Source organism: Sinobacterium caligoides, from assembly GCF_003752585.1.
In the GTDB taxonomy this organism is placed as follows: Bacteria; Pseudomonadota; Gammaproteobacteria; order Pseudomonadales; family Sinobacteriaceae; genus Sinobacterium; species Sinobacterium caligoides.
Window position 1 is genome coordinate 569,418 of record NZ_RKHR01000003.1, and the last position, 23,325, is coordinate 592,742.

Below are 23,325 nucleotides of genomic sequence, written 5' to 3' on the forward strand. Positions count from 1 at the left end.
AATAATGACTACTGTTCTGTACTGCGAACAATAACCGAAGAAGCTAAGCCTCGGCTATTTTGCGGATTCCTCTTCTCTATTACCGGAGCATCAACGCGCCCTATCAAAGCTGCCGCCCGCTCTATCTGCTGATCAACTAGATGACGATGAGGAGACTTCGAGCAGACCGGGTCAGTGTTTGCTGCCTCTCCTGTCAACAAATAAGCCTGACAACGACAGCCCGCAAAATCTTCTTCTTTTTGTTCGCAGCCTGCACAAGGCTGCTTCATCCACTGGTTACCACGAAAGCGATTAAACAGCTCGGTCCTCTGCCAAATATCAGCCAAGCTCTGCTGCCGGACATCGGGAAACTCCGTCTCCGGTAACACTACAGCACCATGACAAGGCAGTACCATGCCGTTTGGCGTCACGCTAATAAATGTCGTCCCCCAGCCGTTGCTGCACGGCTTAGGTGTATCGTTATAATAATCTGGGACAACAAAAAACAGCTCCATCGGTCGAGTTAAACGCTGGCGAAACTCGGCCGTGAGGCGCTCAGCCTCCTGTAACTGTTGCCGACTAGGTAATAAAGCGTCACGATTCTGCCAGGCCCAACCATAGTACTGGCAATTAGCAATCTCAACAAAATCTGCTGCCAAGCTGTCAGCAAGCAGCAACATCTCAGGCAACTGATCAATATTTCCACGGTGCAGCACAAAGTTAAGCACCATTGGCAGGCCGCTCTCCTTGATAGCTCTTGCCATCGCCACTTTATGCTCAAAGCACTCTGTACCAGCAAAATAATCATTAGTCGCTGCATTCGCCCCCTGAAAGCTCACTTGAATATGATCAACCCCTGCCTCACGGAGCCGCGTAACACGCTGCAGGTCCATACCAACCGTGGAGGTAATTAAATTCGTGTAATAGCCCAACCGTCTTGCCTCGGCAATAAGCTCTTCCAAGTCGGGGCGAAGTAGCGGCTCGCCACCGGAGAGCCCTAGTTGCAACGCTCCCAGCGCCCTTCCCTGGGTAAATACGTCGACCCACTCAGCAGTATTTAGCTCACCTTTCTTATAACGAGGATAGTCCACCGGGTTAGAGCAATAACCACACTGCAATGGACAAGCATAAGTCAGCTCCGCCAATAGCCAAAGAGGGATTGAAGACGTTTGCTTCGTCGCTACTTTGTTAGACCAGCCACTGCTTTTCACGAGCTATCCCCACAAATTCTCTCACATCATCTGCCAGCGCCTCAGCCTCAGGGAAACGCTCCTGTAGCAGAGCAATCAAATCAACGAGACTCTTAGGTTCCTGTAGGGCAAGAAGGATGGTTGAGGCCGTCTCATTCAGCTGTACCATACCTTCGGGGAAGAGTAGAACATGACAGTCTTGCGCTTGCTCAAACTGCAAACGGTATTGCGGGTTCAGTTGTAAAGGCTTCATCAGTAGTTACCTCAAAAAAGCAAAATATAGCTACGCTCAAAACAAAGCAATCGCTAGAGCTCGATCATCATGCCATCAAAGCTAACCTCTATCTCCTCTTCTGCTAGCAGCATCCGCTCAGGCGAATCCTCCAACAATATCGGATTGGTATTATTAATATGAATCAGTATCTTGCGTGCTTGTTTGTAATCACGCAAGACCTCTATCATGCCACCGTTACCCGATTGCGGTAAGTGCCCCATATCCAAGGCGTGCTTGGTGCCAACGCCCATATAACTCATTTCATCACCTCGCCAGAAAGTGCCATCAATCATTAGGCAGTCTGCCTGCGTGAAAGCAGCGGCTACCGAGGCACTAATTTCTGCTAACCCAGGCGCATAAAATAATCGCTTACCAGTGCGGCTATCTTCGATCATCATGCCAACATTGTCGCCTGGATGGGGGTTGTGGCGGTGCGGGGAGTAAGGAGGCGCTTTGCCATCGACTGCGATCGTTGAAAAGCGAAGGTGATCAATACCCTTAATCGTAAAACTCTCACCATCAATAGGCAGACTATGACGATGATTACCGCCATTCCAAGACTTCAACATTTCAAAGACAGGAAAGCCCGTAGAGAGGTCTTCAAACACGCAGTCGGTACAATAAACCGGCAATGGACACCCTTCACGTAGCATCAGCAACCCCGTACTGTGGTCGATCTGACTATCCATCAGCACAATAGCTTCAATGCCTGTATCACGGATGGATCTGGCCGGCTGTATTTGCGGAAAACGGGCCAGCTGAGTGAGAATATCTGGCGAGGTATTAAAAAGCACCCAGCGCTCACCATCGCCACTCACCGCAATTGAGGATTGTGTGCGCGCCTGCGCATTAATGGTGCCCTTTCGTAGCCCATCACAATTGGCGCAGTTACAGTTCCACTGAGGAAAGCCGCCGCCAGCAGCCGAACCGAGTACTCGAATATACATGGTAATACAACTTATAAAAGGCGGCTGCTAGGCAGCTTAGAGCACCCAGTCAGCCCAGATAAAGAAGCGGGGACTATCGCGTATAACGATACAAGGTTATCTCGAAACCTAAACGAATCTCTTTAAACTCTGGCTTGGTCCACATAGCACTCTCCTACGACATATTATTAATGTTAGTTTTATTGTTCGGCGTATCAAGTCGTCAAAATCATAGCATGAAGACGGCGTCCGCAGTCAACAGATCGTCGCCCCTCACGCATTACTCGGTCTTTTTTCCACCGTTAAGGTGATGTCGATACAGGCAACGAAAACAGGCAATGTATATTGGTAACAACACCGCTTTGCCTCCTTTCAGCCTTCCAATCAAATGATCTTACTTCGACTGAGCTTTACGTGCCTCTTTTAAGGCTTTCTTCGCCTCTTCCACTTTGTTTTCTAATTTACCGACACGGTCAAAATAGCCCTGACTCGGCTTACTACCATTTTTTGTATTGGTGCGATCGCCCTCACCAAAAATAGAGCCTTCACCTAACGCCTTCTTCGCTTTCTCCAGCTCTTTCTTCGCCTTCTTTATCGCATCATGCTGGCTCTGCTGATCCTTAGCCTGCTCCTCTCTCTCCGACTGATAATCATCAATCTGCTGCTTCGAGAGATCATCTAAAGGCTGTATATTCACCACTTCAGGCATTGGAATAGCCTCTGTTTTACCACCTTTGGGCTCCACATCGCTATAACTGACACTACCATCAGCATTTACCGTACGATAAATTTTCGCTGCGTAGCTGTTAGGAACCTGCAAAGTTACTGCTACAATGACCGCTACAAGAGGGGGCACGAACCGTTCAAACATAATTTCCTTCCTTATTCGCTCACAAATATGATGAAAGTCAGCATCTTTAGCCTCTTGCGTCACACAGACTAAACCCGTAAAGTGCGACGCGTCGCCGTCTCAGGCGTCTTTACTATCTTATATCCAAAACAGATGAGGGGCGACGATGTCCAGTGCCAAAACCATCCAAGCAGAGCAGCTAAAGAGCTTACTAGCCGACGTGCTACAAATCGACACGACAGGTTTTGATGCTGATACTGAACTCCTCGGCGCCATAGCGGAGTTCGACTCAATGGCCGTTATCTCTCTCATCACCGCTTTAGAACAACAACTTAACATTAATATCGCCGACGATGAAATAGACGGCGAAGCATTTGCCAACTTCGGTTGCCTATTATCGTTTATCGCCGAAAGACAATGAAACAACGCCTCCTTGATGGTAGCTCGGCGCTACTAAATTAATAGCTCCTCTACTTCCGGGTGACCTAAAAAGCGCTGCGGACTTGCCGTTGCACCGTAGGCACCCGACTGTAACACCGCAATTGTATCTCCGACATTCAGCTGAGGCAGCATAACCTTAGCACCGACAATATCTAGTGGCGTGCACAAAGGCCCAACAACCTCAACCGCCTCCAGCTGATCACTTTCTAAGCAATTTGTCGCGACCACCGGATAGTTCTTACGTATCACCTGGCCAAAATTCCCCGAATTCGATAGGTGGTGGTGCAAACCGCCATCTGTCATCGCAAAAGACTGCCCCCTCGACACCTTTATATCCGTCACCGTACACAAATATACCCCGGCCTCACCAACTAAGTAACGCCCCAACTCCATAATGAACTCGCAGCCTTGCAGCGAAGAAGGCAAATTCGCCAACAAGCGCCGCAAATTATCCATAACCGGTGCTATATCTAACGCCTGCTCCCCCGGAAAGTAAGGAATACCAAAGCCACCACCAATATTGATGTGTGTCGGCGCGCAGGGGCTGAAAGCCGCCAAGCGAGCCGCTAATTCGAAGGTATTATCATGCGCCTCAATGAGTGCCTCAGGCTTCAAGTTTTGCGAGCCACAAAATATATGAAAACCGCGAAACTCGAGCTCTATAGGCCAATCGCTTAACATTGCTTCTAACTGTTCTACATCGATACCAAACGGCTTGGCCCCCCCCCCCATCTTCATACCAGCAGACTTTAGCTCAAAATCAGGATTTACACGCAGCGCCACCTGAGGCCTGCGGCCGGTCTGCTGGGCAATATCGACTAACCGGGCCAACTCTAACGCTGACTCGACATTAATCACCACGCCACTCACCACAGCCGCCGTCAACTCGCCAACCTGCTTAGCGGGGCCAGCAAAGCTGATATCAGAAGCTTTGATACTACTCGCCAGAGCGACCTTAAGTTCGCCATGTGACGCTACATCCAGGCCATCCACTAGGCCTGCCATATGCTGTACCAACGCTGGCATCGGGTTTGCTTTAATAGCGTAGTGCAGCTTAATCGCCTCCGGCAGTTGTTTTCGCAGTGTTTCCACCCGCTCAGTCAGCGCCGCTTTATCGTAGATATAGCATGGGCTCTGGCCTGCTATAGCAATCAGCTCAGCGGCATTAAAGCCAGCGATAACCAGTCGATTATTAACACCTATAAGTCGACCCAAACGATCATGATTACTTCTTTTCATACGACTTTCATCCATTGCGATCTACATCTTGTACGCTGTGATAGTAGCTACGAATACCGCTGCGATCTAGCTTCCCATTGGCATTACGTGGTAGCGTCTGCATGAGTAACCATGCTGCCGGCTGCATGTAGGCAGGCAGCTGTCTGCGGCAATAATCTTGCAATACCTTCTCTTCATGACTCGTTGCCACAGCAACGACAATCTTCTGCCCCAGCAGTTCGTCCGCCACGCCAAAGGCCACGGCCTCACTCAGCAAATCGGATGCCTGCAGCGTTTCTTCCAGCTCACTAGGACTAACACGATAGCCAGATGTTTTAATCATCTCATCATCACGGCCGACAAAGTAAAACAGGCCATCATCGTCACGATAAACCTTATCGCCAGACCAAACCGCCAACTCTCCTTCATTCGCCTGCACGCCCTGTATACCGCACAACGGCCGGAAACGTTCTGCGCTGCGTTCAGCATCTGCCCAGTAGCCTTGCGCAACCAACTCGCCCGCATGCACCAACTCCCCCACCTCACCAGGTAAGCACTCTCTACCTTCCTCATTCACCACCCACAGCTTAGCCCCGGGGATCGGCAGCCCCATTGAACCAGGCTTTTCATCCAGCATTACAGGCGGCAAATACGTTGAGCGAAAGGCCTCAGTGAGCCCATACATCAAGTACGGTGTGGTCTTCGGCATCTGCTCCCGCAGTTTATTCAATACAGTCGTCGAGAGATGACCTCCGGAGTTGGTAAAATAGCGCAACTGCTGAGGCGGCCAGACCATCTCTGCTAACTGAGCCCATAACGGCGGTACCAACGCGAGGCCGGTGATGGCGTACTTCTCTACGGCCTTCAACACATCCCGAGGCAGCAAATACTCCAACAACACCACCTCCGCCCCTACCAAGAAGGCAGTCGTCAGCTGGCTAAAACCATAGTCAAAGCTAAGGGGTAATACTGCCAATAAGCGGTCCTCGGTACTATTTTGTAGATAAGTTGCCACACTCTCTGCGCCAAGTAACATATTCCGATGCGTCAACATCACCCCTTTTGGCCGCCCTGTACTACCCGATGTATAAAGAATCGCTGCCAGCTGCTCGTTGTCGGAAGGCTCCGCCCTCAAGGGCAAAGAGTTATAACGCCCTCGCAACAGCCCCATGTAATCATGCAGCTCTACCCCTTCCACATTGAGGCCATCACTGCCATCGATCACGACAATATGTTTTAAACTCGGCAGACTCGGTAAGACAGCTTGTAATGCCTTCAACCTCGCTCTCTGTGTCACCAGCCACTCAGCACCGCAGTCGGTAACAATATGCGCCAACTGCTCCGCCTTCAACACTGGGTTGATCGGTACCATAATCGCGTCAGCGGCGCTAACGGCAAAACTACAGGCCACCGTCTGCGGAAGTTTCGGTAAATAAATTGCGCAGCGACTACCTGCCTTCATACCAATATCGCACCAGGCAGCAGCTAATTGTTCAATTTCACTCGCCAATACGGCATAGGACCAAGCAGTATCACGATGCCGCAGGGCGATCGACTCAGCACGGTCAGCAAGTTGTGCGGTAATGAGGTGGTGCAATTTTGTGGGCATGAAGCAACTCTATTACAGGGCAATCGCAGAGCATTGTAACTGTCTGGGCTGTGCTGACTAGCGTTATCTATCTCTGACAAATAACTTTCTCTATTTCGTCAAACAAATAACACGCCGATGTCAATTTACTCAACAACTCGGTTATTAATCGACAGTTTATGCTTTACTCCCTGCCCCGGCAGGATAAAATCACTGCACTGTTTAGTATAGAATCACATCATGCCTGCCGCCTCACCACTACCCAGCATCGCCGCCTCCCGGCTCAAGTCAGCTAACCATGACTTAACGCCCCCGTTTCTACTCGAGCTCGATGAGTCACTCGAGCCCTGGCGCTGTACCGCCATATTACGTACCCTGCCCGAGCGACGCATAGTCCTGCTGGTTAACAAGGACGGAAAGAATGCTATCGCAAAGCTATTTTTCCGCGATAAAGATTATCATCGTGAACTAGAAGGCTACCAGCTCCTTCAGACTCAGCAGCAACCTTGCGCCGAGATACTCGCTCATGACGACACCAGTAGCTTTCAATATATTCTCTTTGAATATATCGACGCGCCTTCACTCGCGGCACTCTGGCAACAAGGGCGTGATCGCGACCAGCGCATTAACACACTCTGCCAAGCAATTCCCCGTATTGCCGAGCTGCATCGTGTCGGGCTGCGTCAGATGGATATTCATCTCGATAACTTCCTCTGTATCGAGGACCAGCTGGTATTGATCGATTATGCCAGCATTCAGCGCGACAGCGCGCCACTGAGTAGTCAGCTCGCCTGCCACAACTTCGCTCACCTGATCGCACAGTTGGCAGGTGATTACAGCGCCTACTACCCACAGCTGCTTAGCCTCTACCAGCAGCATGTAGCGATCAGCTTTAGCCTGCAAGACCTGACCACACAGGTCGAACAATTACGTGCAAAACGCTGGCGTCATTACGAGCGGAAAATTGCCCGCGACTGCAGCGAGTTTATCGCCGAGCAACAATTCAATAGCCGGTTAGTGCTTCGCCGGCAAAGTGACTCCTACGCGATGCGAAAGTTACTGCAAGCCCCTGACGCAGCCATGATGCAAGGCGTCACACTCAAGCAAGGCAATACCGCCACCGTCAGCCGTGTTTGCATCGATCAACAGTCACTCGTGATCAAGCGCTATAACATTAAAAGCAGTCTCCATGCGATCAATCGTGCACTGCGGCCCACCCGCGCTTGGGCCTCTTGGCGCAACGCTTACAAACTACGCTTCGAAGGATTATTGACCCCGCTGCCCATCGCCCTCTCTGAGCACCGTTTCGGCCCCCTGCGCAGCAAAGCCTATCTTCTCTGCGAACATATCGAGGGCAAAGACCTATGGCAGGTTTTCAACGATGGCGAAGACAGCCCACTACCGCTTGTAATGCTAGAAAAACAAGTCGTCGATATGTTCGAAGGGCTACTCGCTGGCAAGTTAAGCCACGGCGACCTTAAGGGCACCAACTTAATCGCTACCACTGAAGGCTTGCAAATCATCGACCTAGACGCGATGAAGAGCCATTCTAACGAGAAGAAGCTGAAAAACGCCTTACAACGAGACTTACAGCGCTTCCTAAGAAACTTTAACGAGCAGCAGCGCCAACGCTTCGAAGAATTACTGAGCACTTTTAGCGCGAAGCTTAAATAACACAACACGTACAACAGTTGGCCGCACCCTGCTGAAAGGCTAGAATAGCCGGCCTGATAGCGGTTACTCCAGCAAGTGAGATCACGATGGCGATAAATTGGTACCCCGGCCACATGCACAAGGCCCAAAAGCAGATTCGCGAGATTCTGCCCCTCGTCGATATCATTATCGAAGTCGTCGATGCCCGGCTGCCCTATAGCAGCGAAAACCCGCTAATCACCGAGATTCGTGGTGATAAGCCGGTCATCAAGGTGCTGAATAAAGCCGACCTTGCAGACCCCGAGGCCACCGAGCAATGGCTCAGCTACTTTGCCAAGCAGCGTACTATGCGCACCCTCGCCATCACCACAAAAGATCTCAGCGCCTGCAAGCAAATTCCAGCGATCATCCGTGAAATGATCCCCAACAAGGGCCACACCGTCACCAAGCCAATTAACGCGATGATTGCCGGTATCCCCAATGTGGGTAAGTCAACACTGATCAACATCCTAGCCGAACGGCAAATCGCCAAAACCGGTAACGAACCCGCTGTTACCAAGGCACAACAACGTATCAACCTCAAAGACGGCATCGTGCTTTACGATACACCAGGTATCCTGTGGCCAAAGATCGAGAACCCGAACAGCGGTTATCGTCTCGCCATGACTGGGGCCATTAAGGATACCGCGATGGAATATGAGGATGTCGCCCTCTACACCTGTGAGTACCTCCTCAAAGAATACCCAGAAGCCATCTGTAAGCGCTATCAGCTTGAAGAGATCCCTAAGACAGACTTTGAGTTGCTAGAGGCTATCGGCGCCAAGCGCGGTGCCAAACAGGCGGGCGGGCGAATCAACCTACACAAGGCCTCCGAGGTCGTTCTGCACGAGTTGCGCAGCGCTACGCTTGGACGAATTACCGTTGAAAAACCACAATACATCGCCAGCGAGGAAGCAGCGGTTGCCGCAGAAATACAGCGCAAGGCAGACGCCAAACAGGCACGTCTCGACAAAGCCAATCGCGGGCGACGCAACGCCAAGTCGCAAAAGAAATAACCACAGTCAACACCAAAAGCATCACGAGGGTGGTTTCGCGCCAAGCCGCCCCTGCTATGACCTAGCGACTTTATTCTGCAGGAGAGATGTGGTATTTTTCGCGACCTTTTCTAGCGATGTAATAGCATTATCATGATATCAGGATTCGATTACGGCACCTCGAACTGTGCCATTGGCGTATTAAACAACAAGGATAATCAGCACAGCGCTGTCGAACTATTACCGCTCGAGCGCGGCCACGCCTTCATACCCTCGGCGCTCTACGCCATCGAACGTGAACTGATTTGCGAGAATGTTGCCCGCCTAATCGGCAATAAAACGCTACAACCTGATTATCTCAACCTACGCAGCAACCAACTCAACCTCGCAAGAGCAGTGCGTAGCCGTGAGGGGATCAGCGCCGATGAACAGAGCCTTTTCATCGGCCTCGACGCCTTTGATGAGTATCAGGCGATGACCGGCGAGGGCTACTTCGTCAAGTCGCCAAAGTCCTTCCTCGGCGCAAGTGGGTTACGATCAGAGTTTCTCGCTTTTTTTGAGGACATCGTCACCGCGATGATGCAGGGTATAAAGCAGCGCGCCGAGAAACATCTTGGCGACAGCATCACGCATACTGTCATTGGCCGCCCCGTCAACTTTCAGGGCCGCGACGCCGAGGCCTCTAACCGCCAGGCAATCGACATTCTCACTATTGCCGCCAAGCGAGCAGGCTTCCAATCGATTGAGTTTTTATTCGAGCCCCTTGCCGCCGGTCTCGATTTCGAGGCAAAGCTCACAGAAGACAAAACCGTACTCGTCGTCGACGTTGGCGGCGGCACCACCGACTGCGCAATGGTTCGTATGGGCCCGAGCTTCCGTGATAACGAACTCCGTGAAAATGACTTTCTTGGACACAGTGGGGAACGTATTGGCGGTAACGACTTAGACATCCAGCTTGCCGGTCGCAGCCTAATGCCAGTATTTGGCATGGAGTCATTATTAAAAAATGGCCTGCCCATGCCCACCCAAACATTCTGGGATGCTGTCAGCACCAACGATGTAGCCGCTCAGACTGTATTCAATAGCATGCAGACTGAACAACGCATTCAACAGTGGCTACTCGATAGTACTGAGCCAGAACTCATCCAGCGTCTCATTAAGTTTCGCGCAGAAAAACAGAACTATCAGTTGGTGCGCAGTGCCGAGCAGTGCAAGATCAGTCTCTCGGATAACATGCTATGCGCTGTCGAGCTCTCATATATAGAAGAACAGCTGCGCTGCGATGTTAGTCGAGAACAATTTGCCAGCGCCATTGAGCGCCCACTCGCTAAAATGACCGAGCTAATGGATGAGGCAATACTACAGGCAGGACAACAACCTGACCTTATCTACATCACCGGCGGCTCAGCCAAATCCCCGGTCATACGCCAGGCCATACAACAACAGCTCGGAGATATTGAGGTCGTCGACGGCGACCACTTCGGTAGTGTCGCAGCAGGATTAACCGTCTGGGCAAACAAAGTCTTTAGGTAATTTCCGCCCAACAGTAATTAAGACCTAGGTTTTAACCAAGCCAATACGCGAGCGAATAACCAACCAAACATAAGCCGGTAAACGACTTTGTCGTAGAAAGCGCTGAGGCTGTGACAACAAGCGATATAGCCACTCCATATGAAAGCGCCGCCATAGAGCAGGCGCTCTTTTTACATTACCAGCCAGCACATCAAAGGTCCCCCCGACCCCTTGCTGAATGATCACATTAAGCTGCTCCTGGTGCCTGCTCATCCAGTATTCTTGCTTCGGGCTACCGAGCGCCACGAATAACAGCTGGGCACCAGAGCTGTTAATCTTCTCGATTAGCGCCGGCGTCTGCGCCTCAGATACATAGCCATTCTGCCGACCGACTACCTGCAAGCCCGGGTATGCCTCAACCAACTTATCGGCGGCATTTTTATTGACCTCTTCTTTGGCACCAAAAAGAAAAACACCGTAGCCATTCTTCGCCGCCATCTGACACAGCTTCGGCATTAACTCTGAGCCTGGTACACGCTCTCTAAATGCTACGCCGTGAATTCTTGACGCTAAGATAATGCCAATGCCATCTGCTATCAGTAAACCTGCTGAGTTCAGACACTCGTATAGCTCTGGATCCTCTCTTGCTGCGATCGCCTTCTCTGGGTTCATCGCAAATATCGTACACTTTTCCCTTTGCTGAATCATTGTTTCAGCATGACGCACAACGCCCTGCATATCGATATTATCGACCGGTGAACCGGCGACTAAAATTCGTGAATCACTCATCCCGTCAACAACCTCAGCTTTATTATTATTTGTTCAACAACCTGCTCTTGTTCAGGGTTCATTTGCCTTAAATCTGAACCAATATGGCTCAAAAACTCATGTGTTGTATTCCCACTATGACAAACTTCTATTGTCGTTATAGGTCTCTTTACTCCGTACTGAGGTGCATCCCAGCCGAGCCCCTGCTCCTCATTGGCAACATGAGTGACCAGCTTACCACCGGAAAACCTAAGCTGAAGCTGAGTACCAAGACGCCCCAAGAGCGAGAATTGGTTATCACCAGCATTAGCGCTAACCTCTCCTGACACGTGCCACCATAACGATAACTCTCGCTTATCATTGTTGAGTGGATCATGAAGCAACCTATCCCAGACTGATAAAACCCCGGCCTCACTGTAAATCAACGCCCTATAATGCACCACGCCTAAAGCCTGATAACCACTATGACACGCCAAGAGCACAGTGTAACCGGCAAAAGCTTCAGACACCTCAATCTTTCTAGCCTCGAAAGGCTCTGACCACATAAAGGCACTCTGCTGCATGGCCTGATCTAGTCTATTCACGGAAACCGTATTATGGGCTGTCGCGCCACGAAAATATCGCCGCCAGCGCTCATCGCCCGTATAAGTAAACGTTCCTGGGTCAATTAATAGCATCTCACCTTGTTCACGCCAAGTGACCGACAAACAGTCAGAGTGCCCGTGACCATAAGAAGGTGGCATACCCAGACAGCCATGATCGAAGATGATCGAGCGACTGGCAACATCTTTATCACGAAGTAGCGAGTAGCCACTTTCAGTAAAGGTCTTTACCCTTAAAAATTTATCGGCTCGACGATGAGATATTCGCAAATATGGACTTAGAGCATAACCATCATCACTATCGCCAATACTTGGCAGCAGCCACTCTTCACTAAAAAATTCTGCTAAGAAATCACACGCCGAATCAACAATGCCCTCTAAACGTGGTGATGATAAATCATGAGCAGCTAACAGTCGTGCCGATAAATTACACAGATCGGTGATAAACAAGTGATAGCCAAAAGCCTGCTCAACCCCACCGCCGTCCTCAAGAAATTGCCTCTGCGCCTCCTGCTCGAGCAACTCTTTACCCGTTTTCAACCAGCGGGCTGCACCAGCGAGCTCAGGAAAGAGTACACCGGCATAAATCAACCCCGCACACTCGGCGATAGTGTGGTTGCCCGCCGAGGAGTGCAGTGACAGACGATGAACGATCAGAGATGCATGAGAGTCCACTAGAGACACAACGCCTTGCCATATAGCCACGGGCTGCCTAAGGTAAGGTCTCATTAGATCAACGGCATGGCAAACCGATATAAGACGAAGGGCGCATTCCATTGCTGATATATAATGAATACCGCGGTAAGGAGGGTTGGCCTCCAACCAAGATAACAATAAGCGCTCGAATAAGATGACCGCACGCTCACGATAATTCTTATCGCCTGCGAGTAAACCCAATGCCACTAACTGCTGCAAGCGTGAAGGCTCCCAGGCGACACGAACATCACCAAAAGGGTTTCCTGCTCGATAGGAAATGTCGCCAAAAAAGTCTTTCGGCCAATATTTTTCCGTATCTGGGGCAAGGTGCCAATCACCCTGCTCCCGCCAACACCACTGATAACCTAAAGCCGGCCAACTTGCCGACAAGATAGCTTCCTTCCACTCTTCATTACTAGGTAACTCAAATAAAAGGTCTGAGAGTTTTGGCTCCACGCGTCGACAAAAAGCATAGTCAGTCACGTCATAGCGCAGCACCCCCTTGTCTCGCCCACCTTGTTCCAGACGTAGAAGCAACAATTTTATTTGCTCAAACAAACGATGGGCAACCTCTCGAAAGCCCATTACCTTGACTCTATTAAGATACCAGGCAAAGTTCACTATAAACCACCACTCTTACAACGAACGAATATCATTAATCACAACATATCATCTATCAGCTTTAAGCCTTCATTTTATGACAATATGCTTTCGTAGATACCATCTAAACAAGGAAATACAGAAGCAGGAGAGAAGTTATGCGTAAACTTATTTTTAGCTGCTTTAGCATAAGCATTACTCAACGTTGAGTCTGCTATCAAAGAACTTAAGCACTCAGCTAAAGCAAGCCTGTCTCCAGCCTCAATCAACAACCCCTCCTCACCATCTGTTATTGCATCAGGTATCCCACCAGCAGTTGAAGCGACTACAGGAATACCCGCAGACATAGCCTCTAAAACACCCATAGGGAAGCCTTCGTGATAGCTCGGAAGCGTGTATACACCTGCCCGCTGTAGCCAGGCTAATTTCTCTTCACCTGTTACCCAGCCTAAAAAAACAACATTTCTTTCCAGGCCCTTTGCTTTAACCTGTTTTCGGTAATAATCAACATCACCATTCCCACCCAGTATTAGCCTTGCCTCTGGGAATCTCTCTAAGACTAAAGAGAAAGCTTCGATAAGATCTCCCACCCCTTTGCTCTCACTTAACTTACCGAGAAATAGGATAACGTTGCGGTCAGCATCTTTCCTGGAAAGGTGCAAATCAGGCACAGCATTGTACACTACCTCAACTTTATCTTGCTGTAGTACAATCCCTCGAACCCAAGAAAGCCATTGACTGGAAAGGACAATTACTCTATCTGATAGATTGAAAATATCACGTATTTTCTCTTGTTGTCTTTCGCTACACTCATTCTCATAAAACTCACTAAAACCACCTGAATGCAGGTGCAGAATAACTCTCCCACCCAGAAACTTCACCAACCTAATAACAATAGCTTTCCGCAAAAAACTCCACTTTAAAGAAGCGTGGACATGAACCAAGCCAACATCAAAAAACAAATGATAGTAAATTATCATCAATAGACTTCTTGCAAAGGCGAAAACTCTCAGCAAACCAAAGAAGCGCCTATTATCAATGTGCGTACTGAGCAAAACAACATTCCATCTATCGAAAAAATCTCCATCTTTCAAAACATTTAGAACAGTTGCGATACCACCATTAGCCTTCAGGTCAGTGCCTACAGTGATATTGATAGACTTTCTTTTCATAGTAGCGACCACCTAACCAAACAGTAAACTCCAAGCTCACTTTAACGGCAAATTAACTCGAGAGAAATCATTGATCTGCCCTGGCGTAACAAACCTATATTCATACATTCCAACTGAGCCATTTGGCGATAGCTCTAGAGCCTCTCTGTATAACTTTGCAACAAGCTCATCCGACCTAGCAACGGAAGTCTCACCTTCGAACTTGAAATTACCCATAAGAACTATCATTCTCCATGGTTCTTCAAGCTGTTGATACGCCTTTTTGATGAAAGGTTTATTTAGAGTTTTGGTATAATCCATATGATAAGCAATATCGACCAAACCTTCATTAAGCCATGTTACTGCATCAGCACCAAACTCCCCCCAAAGGACATCATTAACGAGTGTATCCACGCTAATGATTAAGTCCGGATTATAGCTGCGAACCGAGCCAGATATTAATCTAACGGCATCTATCACAGCTTGTTTTTGCCAGCGCTCAATATTACGACGAGCCGCTGGGTTAACAGACTTCGTTAAAATATCTGCATGGAGACTTCTTGAGTACCTCTTTTCATAGTCATCTGCACAAGCAGCACTATCACAGACCTTCTTAGATCGAATATAATCTAGGTTTACACCATCAATATCGTAATTTCTTACAACATCCATAATGACTTGGTTTATTATCTGATGAAACTCCCTGTCATGGATATTAAACATTGCACCTATAGAAGGGTCTGTAAACTTTGGATAAATATCTGCCTGCCTTAAGAAAACCGTGAACCAAGGGTGAACTTCTATATCATTTTTATGTGCGATGCTTATAAGATACGACAAAGCATCATGGCGTTTTAAATCCACCTCTTTCAGCTTTGCATCCTTGCCTATAATACTAGAATCCCAGGAGGCCCCTCGGCCATGCCACACACAGGGGACAATAATATTAAACCCGGACGCTTTTGCCGTCTCAACCAACTTATCAGCCCCCTCCTTAGTAACCCAAAAAAAGTCCTCATCAAATAACACTCGAGGACCAAGAGGGACCTCATCAGATATTGCAGAAAGCGTAAAGAAAATCAATACAGTTAAAATAACACCCCTTAAGATCATCATGCTGCCTCACTAATTAACGTTTTTTTATAAGCCATTGCTTCCTTTCCACGCACAACGCTCAACAGCTGAATCCTTGCCTCCCCAAGCCCCAGCACACAAAAGAGCATATACGGCATAACACCGTGCATAACACCATTCATAAGACCATTGACGAACATAAACAACATGTAATAACTAGATACAACTAGATACTTATCGTTATAAAAAAATTTGGACACCCTATTAAAGTGACTATAAAAAACCATAAAAAACAATACATAACCAACAGCACCGCCAAACTCAAGCCACTCCAAATGAAAGTTATGAACTGTAGAACTGTTTTTAGCGCTAGAGAAGCCATTACCAAAAACTGGCTTATCAACAAACTTTTCAACCGAAGGTTCAAAGGTTTTTAAACGACCGTAAACGCCGTTTTTCCAGTAATCTATATTGGTGAGTCGCTCAAGAGAGTTTTCAAGCTTAGGATCCCAACCGGATGGCTTAAAAAAAGACGAATTAAATACAAAAAAGACACTAAAAAATAAAGTAACAATCATGAAAAGTGTATAAACACGGCAAACAGAGCGACCACTTACAAACCTATTAAACACTGGGCTAACGGCAACAGTAACCATATACGCTCGGCTCAGCGTCCCCATTAAAGACAACGAGTTTAATAGTATAAGAAACCATTTCACCCAGCCTTTGAATAAATTAGTATATAGAGAGAATACAATCACAAACACTGAGAAAGCGCCTACTGAAATTGCATCCCTATCAAAGACATCAATCCTCACACCAAACCCTGTCCTATATATTTCCAAAACATAAAAAACTGAAAAAACACTAAAACCAAAAACAAGTGCCCTCACCGAGCTAACATACCCTTTCTCCGTAACAACCATACCTTTCAACAAAAAATATGTTGCCATAGGTATAATCACACCATGAATAGCCTTATATGCTGAGGCAGAAACATCATCAACAAAGAAAAGATGTATCAGATAGAGAAAACAAATGGACAGAAGATAAAAGTCAACAGAGGTATTCATCCGGGTAACTCTTGACAAGTAAGAGATCATTGCGGTAGGCAGCAGAAAGGCAACACCAAGGATAAACAAGGTCCAGGTACCACCAACCAACTCAAAAGTCAGAACATCAACAGAGAAAGGTAACCAAAACAATGTCAAATATAAAAAAAACATAATTCACCTATAACTTATTAACCTTACGGCACGACGACCTTCTTTTAAAAACGGAACACAAACACTAAACACCAAAAAACAAGCAACAAGCACAGCATAAGAAAGCAAATCCCACTGCTGCCAATTTAAATATAAAACAAACAACAATGGCACATTCACAACAAGAGCCTTAAAAAATGGCAAAACAACAAGCGCCTGTTTAAGAACAAACCTATAGAGATAAAAAACCGCAAATAAATAAACAAAAATATTAACCAACGTAACGCCAACCACCACATATATCGCAGGACTATCGAAAAACACAACCAGACAAACAACCAGGAGCTTTGCCAAAACAAGAAAAACATCAAAGATAAAACGAACCCTTTGCCTACCATAAAGTTCAAACAATCCAGAAAACACCCTGTGGATAAGCATGAAATATGTGCCAGATATTAACACCGAGGCATACCACCCAGAAGAGCGCCAAAGCTCACCAAAAACAATAGAAAAAAGCAACTCACCAAAGCACAACAAAACCAAAGAGACCGGCACAAAAAGATATAAAAGAAGCACTGACACATCCAAAATAAGATTTGCAATCCCCTTTATATTACTGCGATTGTCTGATGAGTACTTTATAAAAGAGTTCGCCAGGCCATCCCCAAGTAGAACTATAGGCATATTCACCAACTGCATAGCCAAAAGAAAAAAGGCAGCATCCTCAGGCGTGTAGAAAAAGGCAAAGACAAGCACCGGCACATAACGCCCAAAAGAATCTAACAACAACGACGGTGTCGAATACAGTAAGTATGAGCGATATTTAGATAAAAGCGTTATCGCCCTTGAATAGGATAATAAAGTAAACGTTAAGGAAGCATTCACCTTTAGATAGATAATACTAACTAGAAATGAGGCCGTCGCACCAACAATCCTTGCCAACACCAAAAAGACAGCACTTACTCCCCCCGCAATAACTAGCGCCAAAACAATAGCTAGAAGCCTATCACTTATATTATCAACAATACGCGCATAGGCCATACCCTTAAACTTATTTATATAAATAAGCCTAGACTGGCTAGTCAAGCAAAAACCCATCACTAACAGGACGACAGGGACATAAAGATATTCAGGCTCTCCTAAGCCGAGAAAAAAATAACATATACAGGTTACTACCTGAAGAGCTACTACTGTTATCAGTACCGCAAGCCAAGACAAACAAAAAAGGCCTTGTGCATCACTATCATTATCACTAATAGTTATTGCTGCATTCAACCTCCAGGCAACGACAGGATAAATAATTAATACAATTGCAATAAATGTAGCGTAGACACCGTAATCCTCGGGCGAGTACAAATGAGTGATCACCGGCATCAAGGCGAACGATACTGCCTGCGATAATGCACTGGCCACTACCAACATCGCGCTATTCTGTAAAAAAGAAGCCACTTTAAAGCAGTTCCATAAGCTTCTTTTCGACCTGTGCCGCTATATGCTCATATGTTCTGCTTTTCATTATATAGTTCCTTCCTCTCTCCCCCATTTCCCTCAATTCTTCCTTATTAGCCAACATGCAGACCATAGCATTAGCAAAGTCTTCATGGTTATAGTTCACGCATACACCTGCTCCACTCTCCTCAATCAGTAGACGTTGATCTGGTATATTATTTACAACAACAGGCTTACCCAACGCCATATATTCCACCACCTTTGTTGGGCTTGAACACTCATACAACGGAATTTCAGGAACTGCTGCTACACATAAATCACAGCCCGCTACCACGGACCAAGCTTCCTTCTGATCTAACGCCCCTGTCATCTCTACTTTATCTGACAAGCCAAGTTCGGCAATAATCGACTCTATATACTCAAAGTCCCCGGATACTTCCTCCCCTCCTACAAGACACAATTTGGCCTCAATCCCGTAGTTCACAGCAGCAGAAAAGGCATGCACGATAAACTCAACCTTCCTAAGCCGGCTAATCACCCCTAAGTAAGCTATTTTGGTTACATCGTGTTGAGTAGGAATAACATTTTCTACACGCATACGATCAAAACCCATAGGGACAGCAGTAAACTTATCCTTATTCACCTCATTACAAAGTAAGTCTTTCATTCCTTCACTCTGTACAAACAAGTGCTTTGAATAAGGTATAATAATGTGATTCAACGTAGCTTCAGTGACTATCGACCTAAGCCTTGTAATAAGTTTGCCTTTATCTTTTGCTGCGAGATCATACTCTAAATGATATGGGTATGAGAGCCAATAAACAAAATCAACACCCTTTAATTTGCAAGCAAGCATAACAAAAGGCGCCGAAAAGAACTGATCTTTGTACACAACAAAATCATAACTTCTCTCACCAAAAAACAAAAAACGAAAATCCTTAACGAAGCTTTTTGACAAGTTCTTCAAGCGAGACAAAGCACCAGAACTATTCCTCGTCACCCATGCTCGACCACTGTAAAAGTCGGTTGAATAGCTTTTTTCTACAGGCTCTCTTGCCATCAAGAACCAATCAACCTTATGACCAAGCTCCTGGAACTCCTGACCAAAAAGAACTCTAACATCAGGCCTTAACGGTGGAAACCTATCTCTACTTAAATACGCCAACGATAAACTTTTCATCCCAACCCTACATCACTTGATAACACCAACAAAAACAGAAAGTACAATTCAACAGCAAATTAGAAGCTGCCTCACTTTATTATTCCACGTGTATCAATCACTACTTTCTCACCCAGTTCAGCCGCTTTAAAGTTTTTAAATTTTTTATGGTCGACCAAAAGCAAAACAATATCTGCATGCCTTATCGCTTCATCAACGGAGCACAATTCAAACTCACTTGACTCCTTTAAGTTAGGCTCGCATATCAACAAATTACCAACATCGTCGGCCTGTAAGCGCTTAACAATATCAAAGGCTGGAGACTCCCGAAGGTCATCTACATCTGCTTTAAATGCTAACCCTAAGCAGGCAATCACTGGATCCTTGAATTTATCTGCACACCTCTTTACACGCTCAATCACCCACTCAGGCTTAGCATCATTAACTTCTCGGGCAGTGCGAATCAGGTGTGAATGCTCCGGTGAGCGATCAACAATAAACCAAGGATCAACTGCGATACAGTGTCCACCTACGCCAGGGCCTGGCTTCAAAATATTCACACGCGGGTGGCGGTTTGCCAGCTCAATCACCTCCCACGTATTGATAGTTTCTGACTCGCAAATCATCGACAACTCATTAGCAAAGGCAATTTGCACGTCACGAGATGAGTTTTCTGTTAGTTTGACCATCTCCGCCGTTTTAGCCGTTGTCGATAGCACCTCTCCCCTAACAAAGTCCTCATAAAAATCGACAGCTTGCTGCGTTGACTCCTCATTAATACCACCTACGACCCGGTCATTCTCAACCAACTCAATGAGAATACGCCCGGGCAGCACTCGCTCAGGGCAGTGGGCAACAAACACATCATCGCGATGCCCGTCTTCCTTTAATATTTTCGCCACCACCTCATCAGTAGTACCCACTGGACTCGTTGACTCTAGAATTACCAAATCACCAGGCTTTACATATGACGATATTTTCTTCGTAGCTTCAGCTACATAAGTAAGATCAGGTTTCTTCCCTTCTTTAAATGGCGTCGGTACTGCAATAATAAATACGTCGGCAACACAAGGCTCTATATCTGCTTTCAAGTGACCACTCTGCACCGCCGACTTAACCATGATATCGAGATCAGGCTCTACAATATGAATCCGCCCATCATTAATCGTATCCACTACATCCTGCGAGATATCGACACCATGGACATCGTAGCCTTTAGTGCCTAATAATGACGCTGTCGGCAAGCCAATGTAACCTAGCCCCATGACACAGATTTTCTTTAGTCGAGCTGACATTCATTACTCCTTATTCGTTGCAGCTAGCAAACATTCACTGTTAACGCTTAATATCTTTTCAAACAACAATTCATCAACAAACAATTTTTAGCTCTGAGCCAACACTTCTATTATTCTCTGTGTTGCACGACCATCACCATAAGGATTGCTAGCCGATGACATCTTATTAAGTACCTTCTCATCTAATAACACCTGCTCAACGCCTTCGACTATTTTTTGTGTGTTAGTACCCACAAGCCTGACGGTACCGGCTTCAACAGCCTCCGGGCGCTCTGTTACATCTCGCATGACTAGAACAGGCTTTCCTAACGATGGCCCTTCCTCTTGAATGCCGCCAGAGTCTGTCAAGATCACATCACTCTGATTCATCAGCCAGACAAAAGGCAAATACTGCTGGGGCTCAATAAGACTTACATTTGCTAGCCCTGATAGGATGTCGTTAACCGGTTTTTGCACATTGGGATTCAAATGCACTGGGTAGAGCAATAGCCAATCAGGATGCTTTAATGCCAGATTTTTTATGGCAGTACATAAATCGACGAAGCCCTGACCAAAATTCTCCCGACGATGACCCGTTATTAAAATCATCTTACGTTTTTCATCAACGATCGAGCTGTAAAGTGCCTTACCAAATGTATTTTTCCAAAAACTCTTCGGCATTTTCTGCGCTTTATCTCGCACCATTAGCAACGCGTCAATAACTGTATTTCCTGTCACGTATATCGTCGATGGATCTACGTTTTCAGCTAGCAGGTTGTTCTTTGCGGTTTCTGTTGGAGCGAAGTGATAGCTAGCGAGGCGCCCCACTAGCGATCTGTTTGCCTCCTCTGGGAAGGGTGCCATCATATTGCCAGTACGCAAACCTGCCTCTACATGCCCTACTTTAATCCCTTCATAAAAAGCTGCTAGAGCTGCTGCAAAGCAGGTTGTTGTATCACCATGTACCAAGACAACATCCGGCTTTGATTGCCGTAAGACTTCACGCATACCGGTTAAAACTCTCGCCGTAATATCATATAAATCTTGCCCTGGTCGCATCAGGTTCAAGTCATAATTGGCTTTGATTGTGAAGATATCCATTACTTGATCTAGCATCTCACGGTGTTGGGCCGTGACACACACTTCACCATCCAATATCTCCGCTTCAGTAACACCCAATACAACCGGTGCCATTTTTATCGCCTCAGGGCGAGTACCGAAGACTGTCAGGATTCTTTTATTCATAGATCACCTAGCGACCAGGGAGCATGCAAAAAACACATATCAACACTCATCACAACACTCATCACCGATCCTTTTGCAGCCACAACCCCATGGCCTTAATTATTATTATTCAGGGTCGCCCACCCCCTTCCCCATAACCTTTTCAATCATCGTCAAGACAACAAGCTGATCAAATAACGATCAAAATAGCTAATCACGACAATATAGTTTTACACAGCTCCATTTGAAAAATATGACGAACAATCACAGCACAAAGAGTTTTTTATTTTCATTTAAATGTGGCAACAACGCACTGAATTATCAGTCACTTATCTATTCTTATAATTGTTTGTCGAGCATGACCATAAATCGATTACAACACATCCTGAGGACAAATAACACTTCCACTCACGATATGACTTAGCAATAGCCATGATTTTCTATAAGACTATGATATAGAAGGGTAATAATAGTGTAAACATCTTCGACAGATGCTTTCGACGAGCAACGCAGAAGCGTTAGCGTCCTGGGGCTTACTACTAAACTGTAGCAACACAAAGATGCTGACGATGAAACAATGGTAAAAGCAAGGCAAAAAAATACCCAGCACTTTCGAACTGGGTACTTACTGCAAACTACTTAAGCTTCGAACTAAGTCGTCGGCTTAACCTGCAAACTACTCAAACTCAGCGTTGTGGTAGACGCGCTGAACATCATCCAGATCATTCAACATATCGATAAAGCGATCAAACATCGCCACATCATCACCGCTTATTGGTGCAGGGTTCTGCGGTACAAACTGGATTTCATCGACATCAAAATCTATCTCTCCGAAGGCCTCCGCTAAAGCCGTTTTAGCCTTAAAGTAGTCGGTGTGCGGCGCGAAAATGGTCATTTTTCCGTCTTCCACTTCGATATCAGTTACATCAACATCGGCCATCATCAACGTCTCAAGCGCTGTCTCTTCATCTTCACCAGAGAAAACAAAAATAGCGCTGTGATCGAACATGTGACTAACAGCACCCTGTGTGCCGATCTTACACTTGGTCTTGGTAAAGCACTGGCGCACATCACCAAACGTACGGTTCGGGTTATCGGTCAAACAATCGACAATAACCATACAGTTACCGGGACCAAAACCTTCGTAACGAGCCGGAGAGAAGTCCTCACCACCACCACCCTTGGCCTTATCAATCGCTTTGTCGATGACATGAGTTGGCACCTGATCTTTCTTAGCACGCTCAATCAGGCTGCGTAGGGCTAGGTTTCCCGATGGGTCTAAGCCACCCGACTTGGCGCAAACATAGATTTCACGTCCATATTTGCTGTAGACCTTGGCCTTGGCATCTGACGTCTTTGCCATGGATTCTTTGCGGTTTTGGTAGGCTCTGCCCATTGCGCTATCCCATTTAACAGTATTGAAATCGTGAATGTTACAACTAAACGCTAAGCGATGGT

Annotated in this window: 21 protein-coding genes; 4 read left to right on the top strand and 17 right to left on the bottom strand. The window is 46.8% G+C overall.

From position 1 onward, the window contains the following. Positions 1-8: 8 nt before the first annotated feature. From pqqE to EDC56_RS02745, 5 genes are all read right to left on the bottom strand, one after another. The gene (gene pqqE / locus EDC56_RS02725; RefSeq protein WP_123710983.1) at positions 9-1,190 is read right to left on the bottom strand and encodes a pyrroloquinoline quinone biosynthesis protein PqqE; all 1,182 of its coding nucleotides are present in this window, start codon (positions 1,188-1,190) and stop codon (positions 9-11) included. Beyond that, entirely contained in the window at positions 1,168-1,422 is a 255-nt protein-coding gene (gene pqqD, locus EDC56_RS02730) for a pyrroloquinoline quinone biosynthesis peptide chaperone PqqD (protein WP_123710984.1), read from the bottom strand. Before pqqD ends, pqqE begins: the two co-directional genes overlap by 23 nt. Positions 1,423-1,475: 53 nt before the next feature. Continuing rightward, complete coding sequence (gene pqqB / locus EDC56_RS02735) at positions 1,476-2,390, bottom strand: pyrroloquinoline quinone biosynthesis protein PqqB (protein WP_123710985.1); 915 nt, start codon at positions 2,388-2,390, stop codon at positions 1,476-1,478. A gap of 73 nt (positions 2,391-2,463) precedes the next feature. Further along, positions 2,464-2,535 (bottom strand): pyrroloquinoline quinone precursor peptide PqqA, encoded by a 72-nt coding sequence (gene pqqA / locus EDC56_RS20050; RefSeq protein WP_123711742.1) that lies wholly within the window; start codon positions 2,533-2,535, stop codon positions 2,464-2,466. A 228-nt stretch (positions 2,536-2,763) separates the two neighbouring features. Further along, positions 2,764-3,240, bottom strand: coding sequence for a DUF4124 domain-containing protein (locus EDC56_RS02745; RefSeq protein ID WP_123710986.1), 477 nt, complete (start codon positions 3,238-3,240; stop codon positions 2,764-2,766). Between the two features lie 145 nt (positions 3,241-3,385). Between EDC56_RS02745 and EDC56_RS02750 the strand changes: the two genes are divergently transcribed. Further along, the gene (locus EDC56_RS02750) at positions 3,386-3,640 is read left to right on the top strand and encodes an acyl carrier protein (protein ID WP_123710987.1); all 255 of its coding nucleotides are present in this window, start codon (positions 3,386-3,388) and stop codon (positions 3,638-3,640) included. A gap of 32 nt (positions 3,641-3,672) precedes the next feature. Here the strand turns inward: EDC56_RS02750 and EDC56_RS02755 are convergent, their stop codons facing one another. Then, positions 3,673-4,899, bottom strand: coding sequence for a pyridoxal-dependent decarboxylase, exosortase A system-associated (locus EDC56_RS02755; protein WP_211333534.1), 1,227 nt, complete (start codon positions 4,897-4,899; stop codon positions 3,673-3,675). Between the two features lie 7 nt (positions 4,900-4,906). Further along, the gene (locus tag EDC56_RS02760; RefSeq protein ID WP_123710989.1) at positions 4,907-6,487 is read right to left on the bottom strand and encodes an acyl-CoA ligase (AMP-forming), exosortase A system-associated; all 1,581 of its coding nucleotides are present in this window, start codon (positions 6,485-6,487) and stop codon (positions 4,907-4,909) included. A 219-nt stretch (positions 6,488-6,706) separates the two neighbouring features. Between EDC56_RS02760 and EDC56_RS02765 the strand changes: the two genes are divergently transcribed. The 3 genes from EDC56_RS02765 to yegD all read left to right on the top strand — a co-directional run bounded on the left by EDC56_RS02765 (position 6,707) and on the right by yegD (position 10,686). Beyond that, the gene (locus EDC56_RS02765; RefSeq protein WP_123710990.1) at positions 6,707-8,140 is read left to right on the top strand and encodes an RIO1 family regulatory kinase/ATPase domain-containing protein; all 1,434 of its coding nucleotides are present in this window, start codon (positions 6,707-6,709) and stop codon (positions 8,138-8,140) included. A gap of 86 nt (positions 8,141-8,226) precedes the next feature. Then, on the top strand, positions 8,227-9,174 hold the full coding sequence (gene ylqF, locus EDC56_RS02770) for a ribosome biogenesis GTPase YlqF (RefSeq protein WP_123710991.1): 948 nt from the start codon (positions 8,227-8,229) through the stop codon (positions 9,172-9,174). A 132-nt stretch (positions 9,175-9,306) separates the two neighbouring features. Then, entirely contained in the window at positions 9,307-10,686 is a 1,380-nt protein-coding gene (gene yegD / locus EDC56_RS02775) for a molecular chaperone (protein ID WP_123710992.1), read from the top strand. A gap of 24 nt (positions 10,687-10,710) precedes the next feature. Here yegD and EDC56_RS02780 read toward each other — a convergent pair whose 3' ends face one another. The 10 genes from EDC56_RS02780 to EDC56_RS02825 form a co-directional block, all read right to left on the bottom strand. After that, positions 10,711-11,454: a WecB/TagA/CpsF family glycosyltransferase gene (locus EDC56_RS02780; protein ID WP_123710993.1), complete on the bottom strand. Its 744-nt coding sequence runs from the start codon at positions 11,452-11,454 to the stop codon at positions 10,711-10,713. Next, the gene (locus EDC56_RS02785; protein WP_148059285.1) at positions 11,451-13,352 is read right to left on the bottom strand and encodes an alginate lyase family protein; all 1,902 of its coding nucleotides are present in this window, start codon (positions 13,350-13,352) and stop codon (positions 11,451-11,453) included. The genes EDC56_RS02780 and EDC56_RS02785 overlap by 4 nt, the downstream gene beginning before the upstream one ends. A 74-nt stretch (positions 13,353-13,426) precedes the next feature. Further along, a complete protein-coding gene (locus EDC56_RS02790) occupies positions 13,427-14,503 on the bottom strand; it encodes a glycosyltransferase family 4 protein (RefSeq protein WP_123710995.1) in 1,077 nt (358 codons plus the stop codon). Positions 14,504-14,539: 36 nt separating this feature from the next. Beyond that, on the bottom strand, positions 14,540-15,598 hold the full coding sequence (locus EDC56_RS02795; protein ID WP_123710996.1) for a family 10 glycosylhydrolase: 1,059 nt from the start codon (positions 15,596-15,598) through the stop codon (positions 14,540-14,542). After that, positions 15,595-16,782 carry a hypothetical protein gene (locus EDC56_RS02800; protein ID WP_123710997.1) on the bottom strand — a complete coding sequence of 396 codons (1,188 nt, stop codon included), beginning with the start codon at positions 16,780-16,782 and terminating at the stop codon, positions 15,595-15,597. Before EDC56_RS02800 ends, EDC56_RS02795 begins: the two co-directional genes overlap by 4 nt. Positions 16,783-16,785: 3 nt before the next feature. After that, positions 16,786-18,210, bottom strand: coding sequence for an oligosaccharide flippase family protein (locus EDC56_RS02805; protein ID WP_148059286.1), 1,425 nt, complete (start codon positions 18,208-18,210; stop codon positions 16,786-16,788). Between the two features lies 1 nt (position 18,211). After that, positions 18,212-19,390, bottom strand: coding sequence for a glycosyltransferase (locus EDC56_RS02810; RefSeq protein ID WP_123710999.1), 1,179 nt, complete (start codon positions 19,388-19,390; stop codon positions 18,212-18,214). 71 nt (positions 19,391-19,461) lie between these two features. After that, on the bottom strand, positions 19,462-20,664 hold the full coding sequence (wecC, locus tag EDC56_RS02815) for a UDP-N-acetyl-D-mannosamine dehydrogenase (RefSeq protein WP_123711000.1): 1,203 nt from the start codon (positions 20,662-20,664) through the stop codon (positions 19,462-19,464). 87 nt (positions 20,665-20,751) lie between these two features. Further along, positions 20,752-21,888, bottom strand: a complete 1,137-nt coding sequence (gene wecB / locus EDC56_RS02820; RefSeq protein ID WP_123711001.1) for a non-hydrolyzing UDP-N-acetylglucosamine 2-epimerase — start codon at positions 21,886-21,888, stop codon at positions 20,752-20,754. A 655-nt stretch (positions 21,889-22,543) separates the two neighbouring features. After that, positions 22,544-23,263: a YebC/PmpR family DNA-binding transcriptional regulator gene (locus tag EDC56_RS02825; RefSeq protein WP_123711002.1), complete on the bottom strand. Its 720-nt coding sequence runs from the start codon at positions 23,261-23,263 to the stop codon at positions 22,544-22,546. Positions 23,264-23,325 lie beyond the last annotated feature (62 nt).